This is a genomic window from Clostridium cellulovorans 743B, assembly GCF_000145275.1.
Classification (GTDB): Bacteria; Bacillota; Clostridia; order Clostridiales; family Clostridiaceae; genus Clostridium_K; species Clostridium_K cellulovorans.
In genome coordinates this window covers 70,912-88,825 of record NC_014393.1, presented here as the reverse complement: position 1 = coordinate 88,825, position 17,914 = coordinate 70,912, and the positions used below count along the sequence as shown (strand labels likewise).

Sequence of the window (17,914 nt, the reverse complement as noted above, 5' to 3'; positions counted from 1 at the left end):
TATCTATTAACTTTTAAATAAAAAACACATACTCCTGCAATTTATATCTCGCAAAAATATGTGATAATCACTCATTTATATTTGAATACTTTACCTTTACTTAAAAAGATACCTTAAAATACTATCCAATAGTATCTTAAGGTATCTTTTTTTTAGACCGTGCACCCCACTTCGACAGTACTCTATGCCCGTTACTATTACACCCAGCTCAAGCCAGATTTGTCCACGGCACTCAAGAAAGACTGCTTATCGCTGCTACCTTCCGGTCCTGACGAGGTTCACAGGTTCTTGATGCGTGGGACCCAACTCTCAACACCAGTTGTAATAGTCCGATAACACAGAATAAAGCCTCCATGGGGAATTCAACCCCGCTATAGCGGATTGCGGGTTACAGGGCACCGCTGACTCCCCATCTAGCACGGAAATGGCGGAAAAGAGGGGATTCGAACCCCTGGTAGAGTTGCCCCTACACACGCTTTCCAGGCGTGCTCCTTCAACCACTCGGACACCTTTCCACGTTGTTACTTGATTATTATAAACTTTTACCCCTACTTAGTCAATAGATAAAGTTTAATTACGTTTTATATATTTTCATGGATTTCATGAAAATATTTTCCACATTCTTTCAATTCACTGGTTCATTTATTTCTATTTTCCCATAACTCTAAATATATAGATACCCCTATCCCAAACTTAAGTTATCCTCCCAATCATAATCTTATAACATTGAAATATATTTATATTGGAAAGTTTCTTGGTCAACTTAAAAATTGAATGTGCGTATCTATAATAGTTAAGTCATCATTATTTTATTCCTTCGTATATAATATCAAGGTTTTTTCTCATATCATCAATGTAGCTTCCTGAATTCTCAAAGGTCACTAACGGTTTTACTGTAGCCCCTACTTCCTTTGCTAAAGTATCAGATATCTTTGAACTTGCTGCTTCTTCAGAAAAGATGGTTTTAACTTTATTTTCTTTAACATAATCAACTAAAGCTTTAAGTTTTGCAGGACTTGGATCTCCTGATGCAAATGCATCCTCAACACCTATCTGCTTCAAACTAAAATCTCTACATAAATAACCAAAAGCTTCGTGTCCTGCGATAAAGCTTTTATTGTTTAATCCATCAAACTTAGCTTTATATTCTTCATAAATATCTTGAAGTCTTTTTACATTTTTATTATAATTCTCTTCATAATAACTTTTGTTCTCGGGATCTTCCTCTACTAACTTATCTTTTATTGTCAAAATAGACTTTTCTACTTCTTTTATACTCAACCAAATATGCGGATCATATTCTCCATGTTTATGATCTTCTTTATTTTCGCTTGTATCCTCCATGTCTACATGATTCTGCTCTTCATCAGATAGCTTAATTAAATCAGATGATTTTGATAGATTGATTATTTGAAGTTCTGAATTTTGAGCACTATTTAAAGCATCATCTACCCATTCTTCCATTCCTAAGCCATTATATATAAATATATCTGCTCCTGCTATTCTTTTTATATCTGACGCTTTTGGTTCAAAGTCATGAGCTTCTGTACCAGATGGGACTATAGAAACTATATCCACTTTGTCGCCACCTACCAAAGTTGTAATCTCCTTCACTGCGTGAAAAGATGCCACCACTTGAATTTTTTCACTATCTTCTGTGCTTGTTGCTTTTTTATCACAACCAGCTATACTAACACAAAATATTGCTGATACAAATAACATTGTTACTCTTTTTAACATATAGCCTCCAGTTATTGCGAATGATTTGCATTTACTATATTATAGTAATATTATCTTAGCTTTATGTCAATAATATTAACTGGAAACCCAAGCTTTTAAACCTATGGAAAAAATAAAAATTTAATACCTATACTCTTCCACTTGGGATGTTTTTCTTTTTTAATATAAATTTATATTAAAGCAATATTTTTAAAATATTTTTATAAAATTTGTTTTAATACTTTGATTTTATGTCAATAATATTAAAGGAAGAGAATAGGATACTAAAACTGTTCTCCATTCTACATTTTTATATTATTTTACTAATATTTTTCTATCAAACATTAATATTTATTAATTTTTATTTAATGGTATTGACTATTTTTACTATTTGAATTAAAATAAGTTTAATAAGAAGTCGAAATTTGAAGGAGGATGCAAATCATGAGATCAACAGGTATAGTTAGAAAAGTCGACGAACTTGGAAGAATAGTTATTCCAATAGAATTAAGAAGAACATTAGACATAGAAATTAAGGATGCTTTGGAAATTTACGTTAATAGCGAAGAAATTATCCTAAAGAAATATCAACCATCTTGTATTTTCTGTGGTGAAGTAAAAGACGTTGAGAATTACAAAGGCAAGAAAATTTGCCATAATTGCTTAAATGAATTAAAAGAAAACGTATAAACAGCAAAAAGACCTAAGGCATAAGCCTTAGGTCTTTTTGCTATTTCTATATAAAATGTAGTATTGTAATACTAAACTAGTTTATATCACTTTATAGTATTATTTTTTATTGAAATAAGTTATATGTTTCAATGAAGGTCTTACATAAAGCTTATTTATTACTGGAATATCTACATAGACTTCGGATGTAGTTTCAATAAGTAAAAATATATATACTCTTTTCAGAAAGGACTTCTATTATGAATACTATAATAAATAAAATTATCCACAATTTGATTAATAATTATGGTTTTGTTGTTGAAAAGTATGGTGACAATGTTAACAATTCTGACAAACTAGTATTACTAAAATATCTACCTGATGGAATTTATTCAGTTATTTTTTCAAATGCCTATGATGAGGCATCAAATGCAATGTTTCTTAGAAAATATCTATTGGTGAAAGGCCAGAAATTTATCATTAATAATATAATTTTTCTAGAAAGTACTCATAATTATATCCCATCGTCTCCTTTTTACAATTATATGCTTATAGATTCTAAAGCTAAAATTATTTTATATTCAAACATTGCAATAGACTCTCTTAGGTCCTCTGTGGAAAACTCTTTATTCTCAAGAAAACATATAAAAAATAACCTTTTTTCTAGCAATCAAATAACTTCAATAATTATCTTTTTAAATATAGTAATTTTCCTTTATTCTTCATATATAAATGGAGATATATTTGACATCAACACCTTGATATTAGTTCAATTGGGTGCAAAAGTGAATAGTTATATTATTAATGGCGAATTTTACAGACTTCTTACCTGTACATTCCTCCATAGTGGATTAATGCATATTGCTTTTAATATGTATGCACTAAATAATATAGGTCGCTTAATAGAGCGAGTTTATGGTTGGAAAAAATTCATTTTAATATATATATTTGCTGGACTCTCAGGCTCCCTTGCTAGCTTCTTATTTTCACCTTATGTTTCTGTTGGTGCATCTGGCGCTATCTTTGGTCTCTTTGGAGCTGCACTAATTATGGGACTAAAGTTAAAGAAATATATAAACAGCAACTTTCTTGGAAGCTTAGCTTCAGTAATTGTAGTAAATGTTATATTTGGCTTTTCAAGTACAGGCATAGATAACTATGGTCATATTGGAGGTCTGCTTGGTGGATTATTAATGGGTGCTTTGCTATTTAATAAGAAAAATGCCCTTGCAAAACTTTAATAAGCTTCTAATAATCTATATATAAAAAGTAATTATCTATCTTGTATATATAAGTTCCCATTAAAAATCTACATTTTTTATAAGTAGTATCTGCTTTTAATGTAGCCCATTATTGGACCTATATACCTCATAAAGATTTATCAGAACATCAATTCATTGAATAAGAAAGCGGTGCCCCCAAATACAACACTGGGTTCACCGCTTTTTATTTCTATTTATTTTAGCTATTCTTATGTTTTCTCAAAAGAGATTTATCAAATTTATAATGGAAAGGTAGTATTACTGTTGAAACATTTTTATGTCTACTTAAATGGTGCTCAAGGAAATATGTTGTTTGATTATGCAAAAACCTATCATACCAATGAGTTGAAAGGAATTTAATCATAATTACCGAAATATTCTCTCCATGTTTAAGTTGGCTTTCTCTCTTCCAAAGATAATCATCCATAGGCTTTATTATGTCACGATATGGCGTCTCTATAATAACGAGCTCAACTGGAATCTTTAAATCCTTCCATTGGTTACGCAATTCTTCAGCATGTTCTGGATGACGACATACATGAAGAGCAACTATATTATCTGAAATAGAGTTAGCATAATTCATAGCTTTCAAAAATGGCTTGTTTATGTCATGTACAAGTAAAATACATTGTGTTGAAGTTACTTCATCCTTATCATAAGGATTGAACGTTTTTAAAGTAAGCTGTCTACCAATAAAAGTATAATATTTATTTATAAAATACATTCCAACCATAAGTGCTGGCATAGCAATAACTAACATCCATGCACCATCAAAAAATTTAGTAAATAAAACAATACCTGATACAACTAAAGTCACAAGAGAACCAAGTCCATTGATAAATGCTTTATAATGCCAGTTCTTTCCCTTATTCCTTATCCATCTTCTAAACATACCAAACTGTGAAACTGTAAATGAAATAAATACACCTACAGAATATAGTGGAATTAATTTATGTACATCGCTTTTAGCACCAATAATTAATATAGACGCAGCAATAAAGATAAATACTATTCCATTTGAAAAACTTAATTTTGTTCCTCTTGATGAAAATTGTCTTGGTACATATCCATCATGAGCAAGTATATATAATAACTGTGGTAATCCGTTATATGCAGTATTTGCTGCAAGTATTAAGATAAGCGCAGTGAATATTTGAATAATGTAATACATAAAGTTGTTACCAAAAACTGCTGAAGAAATCTGTGATAAAACTGTATGTCCTTCTAAAGGCGCAACATTAAGATGAACTGCAAGAATTGATGTTCCACCAAAAATAAATACAATTATTATTCCAAGCATGTACAATATATGCTTAGCATTACGAGTTGTAGGATCTTTAAAGCTTGGTACCGCATTACTTACAGCTTCAACTCCAGTCATAGCAGAGCAACCTGAAGAGAATGCTCTAAGTAATATTAATATACCAATTCCTTTTACCGTCTCTGCGGGAAGAATAGGTTCTGCATAGCTAATAGGATTTAATGTACCCGAAACCATCTTGAATACGCCACAGATGATCAATATAGCCATTGATCCAATAAATATATATGTTGGTAATCCGAAAACCTTTGAAGCCTCACGAATTCCTCTTAAGTTCATTAAAGTTATAAAAGCAACACAAATTAAAGATACTAATATCTTATGTTCTTGAAGTACTGTGAATGCAGATGAAAGAGCTGCAGATGCAGATGAAATACTAACAGCAACGGTCATAATATAATCGATTATTAGTGCTGCTGCAGTTAATAGTGAAGGAGTCTTTCCCATATTTTCTTTTGCAACAGCGTAAGCTCCGCCACCATTTGGATAAGTGTCAATTATTTGAGAATATGATAAAACAAGAATAGATAATAATATCAAGATTGGAATAACCACTGATGGAACTAATTTAAAGGAAAGGAGTCCCACTGCTGGTATAAGTATTAATAGAATCTCCTCAATAGCATATGCTACTGATGAAACAGCATCGCTGGCCATGATCGGCAAGCCCCATAGTCTAGATAATCTCTCATGCTTAATTTCAGAGTTTTTTAATGGTTTACCTAAAATAATGCTTTTAATGTCCACAATTCATTTCTCCCTTTTATTTTGCAAATAAATTACAGTTTCTAAAGAGTATTAATTTGTTATATTTCCCCGTATAAATAACAAATATCCATAATTATATCACTGATAATTTTATTGTCAATACTACAAATTTGTAACTTTTTAACCATATTAAGTGAAGCTTATTAATATTAAATATCAATGGATATAGGTTTCAAGGATACAACGACATTAAAACCTTATTTTATATTGATAACTTGCAATAAATTGTGAAATAGCTTTATTGGAACATATAATATTAATTAATCATCAATCTCTAAACAAATTAAATTTAACAATAAACCCCTAAATAAATTATAGAACATCCGCAAAGTCATCCTATATTCTTCTAGAAATAATCTACAAAAACACAGCTTGTATTAAGTCTATATTAAAACCAACTTAATCCTGTAGATTATAAGGATTAATGGGTAGACAAAAACTTTAAACCCAAAAACCCAAAGGGTATATCAGTTTTCCAGATCATCCCCTTGGACCATGCATATATATTCGATTTTTTAATTTTTACCATTTATAATAATACCACTATTATATTTCTATTACAATGGCCAATAACCGACTTAAAATAGCTTATTTCCCTTTGTATTCGTTTACTACAATCATTATTTTAACATAGCGTTTTTTACCTTATTTTAAGAATATAGATTACTTAATTGGCACACTCTTTAGTAAAAATAATTTATCCATGTCTAGCTTCTTCTTTCCTTAAAAAATTCTGTTATTATATCACTACATTCATCACTATAAAGCCATTCTACATGAACAAAACTATTGAGTGCTTCATTTTGGACTAGGTTTATTACAGAACCACATGCTCCTGTTGTTGGTTCAAAAGTTCCTATATATATCTTTTTAATTCTACTTTGAACAATAGCTGAAGCACACATAGCACATGGCTCTAGTGTCACATATATTTCACAATCATTAAGCCTCCAATTATCAAGAATTTCAGACGCCATTTTTATAGCTAATAACTCAGCATGTGCCGTAACCTCTTTTTTAGTTTCCTTTAAATTATGAGCTGCTGCTATAACCTTATCATCTTTTATTATGACAGCACCTACTGGAACCTCACCAAGTTCTCGAGCCTTTTTAGCTTCTTCTATTGCTATCTTTAAAAAATTGTTATTCATTTTTACTCCACATCTCTTTTATTTTTTACAATTGTATATACATTTAAATGAATTACTATTTTTATACTTAAAAAGCCTTCAGCATTAAACTGAAGGCTTTTTGGTATTCCCAACAGGACTCGAACCTGTATCTGTCCCTTAGGAGGGGACCGTTCTATCCCTTGAACTATGAGAACACAATTAATATGATATTTTGTAACCTTTTTCTAGGTTACTTCACAAAAAGTATATCACTAGGTTCGAAGAACGTCAAGATTCTTTGACTGTCCTATTTTCACAACTCTAAAACTCTCCGTTTTCATGTGCCTCAAGAAGTTCTTGAATCTTAGGACCACAACGTCTTCCTTGACATCCCCCAGTACCAGCACCTGTAGCTTTGTTTACTTCCTCGATAGTCTTTGCACCTTTTATTATAGCTGCTTTTATAGTTGCTCTGGATATACTTTTACATAAGCATATCTTTGTGAGTTTATCTAGTATTTCTGGTTTAATATTTTGATCCATACTTTTCCTCCTTTATATAAATTCTATTTTAAATATATATATTGCAATAAAGTTCATTCACAACTTATCAAGATTTGCTGCTATAGCGCAAAATTTTAAATGTATTTTTATTATTGAAACTTATATATATAAGTTTAGATAAAGAATCTTCATTGATTATATTATGCCCATAGAATTTTAGCTTCAATAATAAAACTTATATATAATATTCTTAATTATAAATCTATATATAGTATATACTAAAATATAATAAACTAAATCTTAATAAAAAATAGACTTATTCTAATAATAAACTTAAAATTTTTATTTTAATCATTACTATAGCTTTTATATTAATGAATAATGATATTTTTGTCTCTTTATCTAACTTGACCTTTCAGCACCTATTGTTATATTCTAGTTAATAATAAGACTCAAACTTAAAGATTTGAATTTAAAATATTAAACGAGAACTTTTTTGCATTAGCTTATATAGAAATTTTTACAGAAGATTATTATAATTAATGCATACTCTTATTGATATAACTAAAAATATATAATTGAAAATGAAAAGAGGTATTACCTTGATAAAAGTTTATAATAGAACCACAGAAAAATATGAAATAGAAAAAGTTGCAGGCGAAAAGTTTCTAAATATGCTCTACTCTTCTCCAGCTGGCAAAGGTCCTTTGGAACTATTCATCAAAAAGAAAGCTTTTTCTAGGGTATATGGTGCCTATAACGATAGTTTTTTGAGTAAAAGATCAATACCTAAGTTTGTAAATAGTTTTGATATAGATATGGATCAATCAGTAAAACAACTTAAAGAATTTAAAAGCTTTAATGATTTCTTTACAAGGAACTTAGTTGAAACTGCGAGACCAATTTCAAAGAATAACAGTGATTTCATATCTCTTGGTGATGGTAGACTTATAGCGTATACAAATATAGATATGAATAACTTAGTACAGGTTAAAGGACTTACTTATTCTTTAAAGGATTTGATAAAAAATGATACTATTGCTAATAAATATGCTGGAGGCATTTGTCTTATCTTAAGACTTAACCCTACTGATTATCACCGCTTTCATTTTATTGATTCTGGTGTTTGTTCAGAGACTACTAAAATAAAAGGACACTATTATTCAGTAAATCCTATTGCTCTTGAAAAAATTCAAAGACTTTTTTGTGAGAATAAAAGAGAATGGAGTATTTTCAAAAGCGATAACTTTGGAGAATTACTATATGTAGAAGTTGGTGCCACCTGCGTAGGTTCTATAATACAAAGTTATAAACCAAATAAGCCTGTCGCTCGTGGTGATGAAAAGGGTTATTTCAAATTTGGTGGCTCCACGGTTATATTATTTATAGAAAAAGATAAGCTTAAATTAGATGATGATATTTTAGCACAATCAAGTTTAGGTATAGAAACCAAAGTATCTTTAGGTGAGACAATCGGTTGTAAAATTCAAAATTATAATGTATAAGCTTCATTGCTAGGAGTGAAGAAAACGTCTATGGATGTATTGAAAAATCAATACATACATAGACTTTCTTTTAGTATTATAAATTAGACTTAAACCTATTAATTCTATAAAAATGTACCTTAAGCATAGCTAAGGTACATTTTTATATATCTGTATATTATTTTTCTTTCCCAATATACCAATAAGCTAAAGCAACAAATACAACTCCGCCGATAATATTTCCAATTGTTACAGCAGATATATTATGAATGTAACCAGCTATTGATACTGCTGGATCATTAGCTACTAATAACCCTGTAGCTAACAAAAACATATTAGCGATACTGTGCTCAAACCCTGATGTAATGAACGCAAATAAACACCAGAATATCATAATAAGTTTTGCAGTTTCCTCTTTAAGTTTTATTGTGCACCATACTGCTAAACAAACTAGTATATTACACAAAATACCTCTTACAATAAGTTCTCCATAAGGAGTAGTCATTTTTGTTGCTACTACTTCACTTATAAATTCACCTGTATGTCCACTAGCTAAGCCTGAAGCTTTATAAATAAATGCTAAGACTATTGAACCTATAAGGTTTCCAAAATAACTTAACCCCCAAATTTTGAACGTATCCTTCCATGATACTTCCTTTTCTAGAGATGCTATTGGCATAACTAGCGTATTCCCTGTAAAAAGATCTGCTCCACACATCATTACAAGACTCAATGCTATTCCAAAGAAAGCACCCATAGCAACTTTGGTCATTGGTGAGTTAGCAGCATGCATGTATCCTCCTACAGTGTAAATTAAGATAATGCCAAGCCCTATATATAAACCTGCAAGAGCAGATGAAACAAAATATCTACCCTTTCCCTTTTTATATAAGGCAAGCTTTTTGTGCGCAGTTTTGCACACATCATGAATTACTTCAGCCATGATATCCTCCTTAGCTTGTCCAAACAATTTTTAACCTTATGTTCTATATAATTCCATAAGCTTACGTTTTCCACTATAGATTATATATTAAAAATAGCTTACTATTCAATAAAATAAACTATAATAAAAGCTAGGTTTTAATATTTTTTCAGACTTTTTACAAAATCAATATTAGACTTTACTTAATTATATATATTTTTTATATAATTAATACCAAATATTTTAGTAAACATTTACATGGTTTCTAATAAAATAATTACTCATGATTCCCCCTTAAATTAAGTAAGAAAATTACTTAATTTTTTATAATTAAATTTAAACAAACAAATACCCACTGGCACGGGGATACCAGTGGGTTATATCTATAGGGGATATGAAAAAAAGATTATCTATCATGTTTTTATTATAACTCTTTAATGTGTCAATTCTGTGTCAAATTAATAAACTTTCTATAAATCTTTTAGTAAACATTTTCATATTATATCTTTCTTTCTAAAACCAGAACGTCTTTGGACTTAATTAATATTTCTCCTTTTTTACCTTTATTTTTTATTAAATCTATATAATTTTCATCTTTAAGGTTTATAACTACATCTTCATCATTGTAGTTCATAATGAAAGTAATTTCTTTATCATCCTTAAACCTTTGGGCAATTTCTACTCCTGCTTTAGCTTGAAAAGGAGCTGTTATGCTGTTATCTTCACATAAAACTTCCATAAGTCCAGCTATGAAACTTTGTTCTGGATCTGTAGCTATATAATAAGCTTTACCTTTCCCAAAATTATTTACAGTAAGCGCAGGTTTACCTGCATAGAAATCTTTTCCATAAACCGCTAATACTTTTGCAGTTTCAACATTTAAAATATCGCATAACATTTTACTTATGTATTCTTTTTCTAGTTTTCCTACTGTTTCTTTCATTACGATACTATTACTCATATCTGGAAATATAGCATCAATCTCTTCTACCCATAATCCAAGTAATTTTCTTAATTCACCTGGATATCCACCAACTTTTACTATATCCGTTTCATCAACATAACCACTAAAGAATGTAGTTACGAAGGTTCCACCATTTTCGACATAACTTTCAAAATTCTTTGCTACACCTGGTCTAAGCATATATAAAACTGGTGCTACAACTATTTTATATTGAGATAAATCCGCTTCTGGTTTTACCATATCAACAGCTATATTCATATTGTAGAAAGCTTCATAATATTTTTCTACTTGTTCAACATAATTTAAATCCTTGCTAGGACCACTGGAAAACTCTACTGCCCACCAATTTTCCCAATCAAAAACAATTGCAACTTTAGCTTGCATTCTTGAATCTATAGTCTTATCCCCTAACGCTTTTAGTTCATCACCTATTTGTGTTAACTCTTTAAATACGCGGGTATTTTCATGTCCAGCATGAGATATGACTGCTCCATGGTACTTCTCACAAGCTCCAATAGACTGTCTTAATTGAAAGAACATTATAGCATCAGCACCATGTGCTAATGTTTGATAGCTTTGAAGTCTAAGAACCCCTGGACGTTTTACGCTATTATACGGTTGCCAATTTTGCTGACTTGGAGTCTGTTCCATAAGTAAAAATGGCTTTCCATCCTTTAAGCCTCTCATAAGATCATGCCTCATAGCAGTTTTAAACATAGGGTCAGTTAATGATGGGTAGTTATCCCAAGATATTATATCCATGTACTCTGCCCATTTGAAATAATCTAAAGGTTTAAAAGTTCCCATGAGATTTGTAGTTATTGGGATTTCAGGTGTTATGTTTTTAATAATATCATATTCCGCTTTATAACAATTAAATACTGATTCAGACATAAACCTATTATAATCAATGGCTATAGATTGGAAGTTTGTTTTTGCAGTCCACCCGTCCATCCATACTTCACTTAGTCCTGAAGGAATAACAATTTCATCCCAATCGTATATTGTATGTCCCCAGAAGTTTAAGTACCACTTTTTATTTAAGTTCTCAATAGTTCCATATCTCTTCTTTGCCCAGTTTCTAAATTCTTCTTCACATTTATCACAATAGCAATAATTACCGTATTCATTTCCAATATGCCACAAAGCTATAGCTGGATGATTTTTATATCTTTCTGCCATAAGACCTGTTAGCTTTGTTGAAAATTCATGGTATTTCTCATTGTTTGGACAGAAGTTTACTCTACCACCGTGTTTACGTCTTCTTCCATAGAAATCTACTGGTAGCATTTCTGGATACTTTTTTGACATCCACGAAGGTTGTGCAGCTGTGGAAGTAGCAAGACAAACACTTATTCCATTTTCCCATGCTAAATCTAAAATTTTATCTAACCATTCAAACTTATATTCATCTTCAGATGGTTGAAGAAGCGCCCAACTAAATACAGGAATTGTTATGATATTAATACCTGCTAACTTAAAAAGTCTCATATCCTCTTGATAAATTTCGTCTGGCCATTGGTCAGGATTATAATCTCCACCATAAAATATAGAGCTTAAGTTTTTCATATTTTTCCTCCATTCTTCTTGTTCAACATTTTCTAGATTCCTCTAAGTAATCATTAACATATACTGTTTTTAATATTCATAATAAATAAGACACAGAACTTAATCCGTGCCCTATTTGTACATATTTATTTGAGATTATTATTAACTCTTAACAGCTCCTAATGTCATACCAGCAACAAAGTATTTTTGAACAAAAGGATATACAAGTAATATTGGTACAGTAGCTGTTATAGTTAACGCCATTCTAATAGATTGTGGCGAAACTACTGCATTTGTTACAGAGTTTGAGTTTACTTGTGCCTGTGAAATTGCTGTGGTGGCATTTGTATTATCCATGATCTTGATCATTTCAAATTGTAACGTACTGAGCCATGCCTTTCCTGCACTATATAAGTAAGTATCAAACCAAGAGTTCCATTGTCCAACTGCTACGAATAATGATATTGTAGCTAAAACTGGGATACATAATGGCATTATTATTTTATAGAATATAACAAAGTCATTAGCACCGTCTATACGAGCTGATTCTTGTAATGATATCGGAATACCATCAATAAAAGATCTCATAACTATAACATTGAATACACTTATTAAAGCTGGAATTATATATACTGAGAACTTTCCTACAAGTCCAATGTTCTTAATAAGCATATATTCTGGAATCATACCTCCACTAACATACATAGTTATAACGAATAGTACAACTACTGGTCTATTGAAAGCATAATCTCTTCTACTAAATACATAAGCAAGCATTGCTGTACAGATAACTGCCGTAAATGTTCCAACTGCAGTTCTTAATACAGACATAAAGAACGCACTCACTAGATTGTTATATTTGAATATTTCTTTATAGTTATCAAAAGTAAACTCTCTTGGTATTATAAAATTAGAACCCTTTATTGTATCCATTGAATCATTTAATGATATTGCTAATACATTTAGGAATGGATACAACGTTGCAATCATAACTAATATCATTAATACATATAGAAATATATCAAATGCTCCTATATCTCTTTTCTTTTTCGCCTTTACAGCTTCCATTATTTCCACCTCCTACTATTATAGTATCTTTCCTTCTCCCCATTTTTCTGCAATCTTATTTGCTGAGAATATAAGTATGATACTTATTACAGATTTAAATATACCTATCGCTGTTCCGAAGGAGTATCTAAACATTCCTATACCATAATTTAAAGCGTATAAGTCAAGAACGTTAGCATAATCCATTACCATTGGAGTTTTTAATAGGAATTGTTTTTCAAAACCTATGTTTATAAGTGATCCTATACTCATTACTAGAAGTACCATTATAGTAGGCTTAATGCTTGGCAATGTTATATTCCACATTCTTCTAAATCTACCAGCACCGTCAACCTTTGCAGCATCATATAACTCTGGGTCTATACCAGTCATAGCCGCTAAATATATTATCGCATTCCAACCAGTTTCCTTCCAAACATCTGATACTGTAACTATACCCCAGAATAACTTTGGTTCAGATAAAAATTGAATTGGTTTACTTATTATATGCAAATTCATTAATAATTGATTTATTGGACCGCTTGGTGCAGCAAGTAGCGTTGTTACAATACTAGCTGTTACAACCCAAGATACAAAGTGAGGTAAATATGAAACGCTTTGTACTGTCCTCTTAAATTTGTTTCCTCTAAGTTCATTTAGCAATAATGCAAATATTATTGGGACTACAAACCCAAATATAATTCCTAAAATACTCATTCCTAATGTGTTTCTCATTAACTTTGGAAACTCTGGATCTGTTATAAACGCTTTAAAGTGCTTAAACCCTACCCATGTTTGTTCTGAGAAAGCTTTTGCTGGCTTATAATCTTGGAAAGCCATTGTCCATCCCCAAAGCGGTACATATTTAAAAATTATAGCCCATATCACAAAAGGCAGAGACATAAATATTAGGTATTTTTGTTCTATAAGATTTTTTAATCCTATCTTTTTTTTCTTGGAAAATTTAAGTTCTTCGTCTTTAACTGTTGTATTTTCCACGTTAATCCCCCTTCCATTCTTCATGATTTAATTATAACTTTTCCCCATGGAAACGTATACCTATGAAATTCAACGTAAAACACCCTACTATTTAGATATTTATAAAATATAGATATACCTCTAATTTTCTACACATAATTTGTTTAAAAAAGGCATAGAGTAGTAACTCTATGCCTTTGAAATACAAGGTTTTGTGTGTTATTCTGTGAACTAAAGATATTATTTACCGCTCCATAAATCAACAGTTGCCTTAATTAATTTAGTCATTTCTTCGTTAGCTGTTTGAAGTTCTGGAGTATTTAAATCTTTTTGATAAGCAGTCCAATCAGCATCAAAGTTGTTGCTCATTATAAGTTGTGGTATTTTTGATTGGCTTAAATCATCTGCTTTCTTTTGAGCTATTGTTATTGGGCTATCATTTGGAATTTTGATATTGTATGCAGCACCAAAATCTGAAACTGGGAAGTCTTTTTCATCTGGGAACATATCTAATACCATCTTTTTGCCGTATGCAGCTAAAGTTTTCTTATATGCTTCATTGTAATCAGCTATTATATCTTCTTTAGAGTTAGTTGTATAGTATTGTCCTGACTCATCTTGAACACCATCACCATATTGTGGGAATGGGTATCCATATTGTCCTAGACCTGTTTTCTTACCATAATCTTTATCTGTGTTTTTCTTGTCTTTTTCTGCTTGTGGAACAACTCTCTTACCATCTACGATTTCGTAGTTAACGCCTTCAATACCCCAGTTGTTAAGTATTTGAGCTTCATCTGTACATAACCAGTCTATGAACTTGATTGCTCTTTCTGGATCTGCACAAGAAGTAGTTATACCAACACCTGATGCACCTGAATATCCAGCATTAGTCATGTTGAATTTAACTTTATCATTTAATGTAACAGCTAATGGGAAGAATGTTCTATTAGCTTGATTGTTTGCATTTAACGAAATGTTAGCATCTTTATAATCCCAATATGCGTCTGATATTAATAATACTCTACCAGTAGATAATTTAGCTATATATTGGTCATATTTTTGAGTAAATGATTCTGGATCTAATAATCCTTCTTTATATAACTTGTTTAACCAAGTATAGTATTCTTTCATTTGAGGATCTAAGAATTTATATTCTGCTTTATAAGTCTCTGGATCTACTTTCCATTGACCATTGTCCCCTTGTCCTAGAACGAATCCTGATGGGTTACCAACTGTGATTAACCATCTCCAATCATCAGCACATAATGACATACCGATAGTTTCTTGTCCGTTTATAGTTGGGTATTTAGCTTTATAATTCTTTATTAATTTATATACATCATCTAAAGTCTTAACTTGTGGGTATCCAGCATCTTCTAATACTGCATTTTGGATTTGCATTGAACCATCTGGTTTCCAGTTTGCATTATTAACTCCATAAACACCTAGTGTGTATATCTTTTTATCTTCACTACTGAATCTAAGTCTGTTTAAGTAATCACCGTATAATTTTTTGATGTTAGGACCATATTTGTCGATTAAATCATCTAATGGTACTAATGCTCCAGCTTCAACTAATTTAGTTGTGTCACCCTTAGCATAGATTAAGTCTGGATATTCTCCAGAAGCTATCATTAGAGGCACCTTTTGATTGTTACCTCCAACTGGATAATCAATTTTAAGTGATACACCAGTTTTTTCAGTTATCTTTTTAGCTATTGGATCTGTAAAATCATTTGCAACTCCATCAGCACTATAGAATGAAAAAGTTATTGGTGCTTTGTCATCTTTTTCTGTCTTTGCTTCTTCTTTTTTGGATCCGCATCCAACTAAAGATGTAACAGCTAAAGCAGAAACTAATAGTAAACTAAGTAGTTTAGTTTTTTTCATACATCGTTCCCCCTAATAATAATTATTATGAATATATCCAAAATTAATTAAGCGAAAAACCATTTATAATATCGTTTTCACTATGACTTTTGGAGTATTCTTTTGTTGTTACAAGGATATTATAGACCTTTACCCTGAAAACGTATACCTAGAAAATTGCACATAAAACACCTTTATTTTTATAGGTTTTCACACTTATTTAACTTTTTATACTCTTTTGGACTCATCCCAACATACCTTTTAAACTTGCTATAAAAATAATCTATATTTTTATAACCAACTTTTTCAGATACTTGATAAACCTTTAAACTATCGTTTGTAAGTAATTTTTTTGCATTTTCAATTCTTATTTTATCTAGGTAACTATTGAAACTTTCATTTGTATGATTCTTGAACATTTTTCCAAGATATGCGCTATTATAATTGAAAATTTCAGCTAACATTTCAAGTTTAATATCTTTATAATAATTCCTATCTATATAATTCACAATTCTTTTCATTATATTATCAGAACAGTTATTCTCAATAACCTCAGACATGCTCATAAATTCCTCTTTAATATATTGAAGAAGAGTTTTTAAGTTCGCATAACTATATATTCCGTTAATAATATCATCATCCTTTGGAAATTTATCTTTGTACTCTGGAAAACTTGCCACAAGTTGGCTTTTGATTTCAAGAAAATACTTTATAAGTAATCCTTTCATTTTCTCTGTGGATAAATTTGAGTTTATAAGGCTTTTCTCAAGTAATTTTATTGTATTAGTTAACTTATCCATGTCTCCTATTTCAATAGAAGTATATAATGCCTGTATATCATCTTTTCCAAAAGTTATATCTTTATCGCCTTGATTTGTCGAACCATATTTTACTATTTTTTCATCGTCATATATGAACTTATTCTCAATTATTTCCTTAGCACTCTTATATGATTTTGATATATCTTCTACAACTTCAACGCTTTCTCCAATTGCAATAAACGCACTTACATTCTTATTACCCACTAACTGATTATAAATAGATGACAAGAGCATCTTAATTGAAGCATCACTTTTATCTACAAAGGTTATTACATACTTTCCTTCTACTCTGCACAACCCTATATCCATTTTATCTTTTAAGCATTCTTCTATTCGCTCTTCTATTTTAATAGGCTTTGTAGTTTCATCTCCAACGCAAGTATCTATAATTGATACAACAAATCTCTCAGCATCTGACTTTTGTCCACTTATTTCTCTATATTCAATTAAATCATCTTGAAGATATGATCCAGTTACTATTTTTCTTAAAAGTTCATTTCTTAAATGTTTTTTAGTAAGATTAAGATATTTATTTTTATTTTTTTCTTGTTCAATCTCTAAATACAAACCTTTTAAATTCTCTATAAGTTCATCTTCATCTATAGGTTTTAAAAGATAAGATTTTACCCCTAACTTTATAGCATTTTGTGCATACTCAAATTGTGAATAACCTGTAAGCACTATAAATTTACTAAGAGCCCCTTGTTCTTTAGCAGCTTTAATCATTTCAATTCCATTCATTCCAGGCATGTTTATGTCAACTAGCACCAAGTCTGGTTTCAAGGTTAATATCTTTTCAAAACCATCCTTACCATCTAAACCTTCACCACATACTGTGTATCCATATTTATTCCAATCAATAATGATCTTTAGACCTTCCCTAACAATAGGTTCATCATCAACAATCAAAACGTTTAACATAG

Annotated in this window: 13 protein-coding genes, 2 tRNA genes and 1 other RNA gene; 3 read left to right on the top strand and 13 right to left on the bottom strand. The window is 30.5% G+C overall.

What is annotated here, in order from left to right; genetic code table 11:
* Positions 1–157: 157 nt before the first annotated feature.
* The 3 genes from ffs to CLOCEL_RS00295 all read right to left on the bottom strand — a co-directional run bounded on the left by ffs (position 158) and on the right by CLOCEL_RS00295 (position 1,740).
* Positions 158–422, bottom strand: an RNA gene (gene ffs, locus CLOCEL_RS22130) — signal recognition particle sRNA large type.
* A gap of 3 nt (positions 423–425) precedes the next feature.
* Positions 426–515, bottom strand: a tRNA-Ser gene (locus CLOCEL_RS00300).
* A 289-nt stretch (positions 516–804) separates the two neighbouring features.
* A complete protein-coding gene (locus CLOCEL_RS00295) occupies positions 805–1,740 on the bottom strand; it encodes a metal ABC transporter solute-binding protein, Zn/Mn family (protein WP_010073052.1) in 936 nt (311 codons plus the stop codon).
* 423 nt (positions 1,741–2,163) lie between these two features.
* On the opposite strand from CLOCEL_RS00295, the gene CLOCEL_RS00290 reads away from it, so the two are divergent.
* Together CLOCEL_RS00290 and CLOCEL_RS00285 are read left to right on the top strand one after the other, a co-directional pair.
* Complete coding sequence (locus CLOCEL_RS00290; protein ID WP_010073053.1) at positions 2,164–2,409, top strand: AbrB/MazE/SpoVT family DNA-binding domain-containing protein; 246 nt, start codon at positions 2,164–2,166, stop codon at positions 2,407–2,409.
* Between the two features lie 239 nt (positions 2,410–2,648).
* Positions 2,649–3,629: a rhomboid family intramembrane serine protease gene (locus CLOCEL_RS00285; protein ID WP_010073054.1), complete on the top strand. Its 981-nt coding sequence runs from the start codon at positions 2,649–2,651 to the stop codon at positions 3,627–3,629.
* A gap of 220 nt (positions 3,630–3,849) precedes the next feature.
* Here the strand turns inward: CLOCEL_RS00285 and CLOCEL_RS00280 are convergent, their stop codons facing one another.
* The 4 genes from CLOCEL_RS00280 to CLOCEL_RS00265 all read right to left on the bottom strand — a co-directional run bounded on the left by CLOCEL_RS00280 (position 3,850) and on the right by CLOCEL_RS00265 (position 7,394).
* Positions 3,850–5,718: an APC family permease gene (locus tag CLOCEL_RS00280; RefSeq protein WP_013291566.1), complete on the bottom strand. Its 1,869-nt coding sequence runs from the start codon at positions 5,716–5,718 to the stop codon at positions 3,850–3,852.
* 728 nt (positions 5,719–6,446) lie between these two features.
* The gene (locus CLOCEL_RS00275) at positions 6,447–6,890 is read right to left on the bottom strand and encodes a nucleoside deaminase (RefSeq protein WP_010073056.1); all 444 of its coding nucleotides are present in this window, start codon (positions 6,888–6,890) and stop codon (positions 6,447–6,449) included.
* A gap of 101 nt (positions 6,891–6,991) precedes the next feature.
* Positions 6,992–7,066 (bottom strand) — tRNA-Arg (locus tag CLOCEL_RS00270).
* Positions 7,067–7,172: 106 nt separating this feature from the next.
* Positions 7,173–7,394: a (2Fe-2S)-binding protein gene (locus CLOCEL_RS00265; RefSeq protein WP_010073057.1), complete on the bottom strand. Its 222-nt coding sequence runs from the start codon at positions 7,392–7,394 to the stop codon at positions 7,173–7,175.
* Positions 7,395–7,957: 563 nt separating this feature from the next.
* On the opposite strand from CLOCEL_RS00265, the gene CLOCEL_RS00260 reads away from it, so the two are divergent.
* The gene (locus CLOCEL_RS00260) at positions 7,958–8,860 is read left to right on the top strand and encodes a phosphatidylserine decarboxylase (protein ID WP_010073058.1); all 903 of its coding nucleotides are present in this window, start codon (positions 7,958–7,960) and stop codon (positions 8,858–8,860) included.
* 157 nt (positions 8,861–9,017) lie between these two features.
* On the opposite strand, the gene CLOCEL_RS00255 is transcribed toward CLOCEL_RS00260, so the two are convergent.
* The 6 genes from CLOCEL_RS00255 to CLOCEL_RS00230 all read right to left on the bottom strand — a co-directional run bounded on the left by CLOCEL_RS00255 (position 9,018) and on the right by CLOCEL_RS00230 (position 17,912).
* Positions 9,018–9,785: a formate/nitrite transporter family protein gene (locus CLOCEL_RS00255; RefSeq protein WP_423200056.1), complete on the bottom strand. Its 768-nt coding sequence runs from the start codon at positions 9,783–9,785 to the stop codon at positions 9,018–9,020.
* A gap of 475 nt (positions 9,786–10,260) precedes the next feature.
* Positions 10,261–12,294, bottom strand: coding sequence for a beta-galactosidase (locus CLOCEL_RS00250; protein WP_010073060.1), 2,034 nt, complete (start codon positions 12,292–12,294; stop codon positions 10,261–10,263).
* A 141-nt stretch (positions 12,295–12,435) separates the two neighbouring features.
* On the bottom strand, positions 12,436–13,341 hold the full coding sequence (locus tag CLOCEL_RS00245; protein WP_010073061.1) for a carbohydrate ABC transporter permease: 906 nt from the start codon (positions 13,339–13,341) through the stop codon (positions 12,436–12,438).
* Between the two features lie 18 nt (positions 13,342–13,359).
* Positions 13,360–14,319, bottom strand: coding sequence for an ABC transporter permease (locus CLOCEL_RS00240; RefSeq protein ID WP_010073062.1), 960 nt, complete (start codon positions 14,317–14,319; stop codon positions 13,360–13,362).
* Positions 14,320–14,538: 219 nt separating this feature from the next.
* Positions 14,539–16,191: an ABC transporter substrate-binding protein gene (locus CLOCEL_RS00235; protein WP_010073063.1), complete on the bottom strand. Its 1,653-nt coding sequence runs from the start codon at positions 16,189–16,191 to the stop codon at positions 14,539–14,541.
* A 179-nt stretch (positions 16,192–16,370) separates the two neighbouring features.
* Positions 16,371–17,912: a response regulator transcription factor gene (locus CLOCEL_RS00230; RefSeq protein WP_010073064.1), complete on the bottom strand. Its 1,542-nt coding sequence runs from the start codon at positions 17,910–17,912 to the stop codon at positions 16,371–16,373.
* Positions 17,913–17,914: the final 2 nt, after the last annotated feature.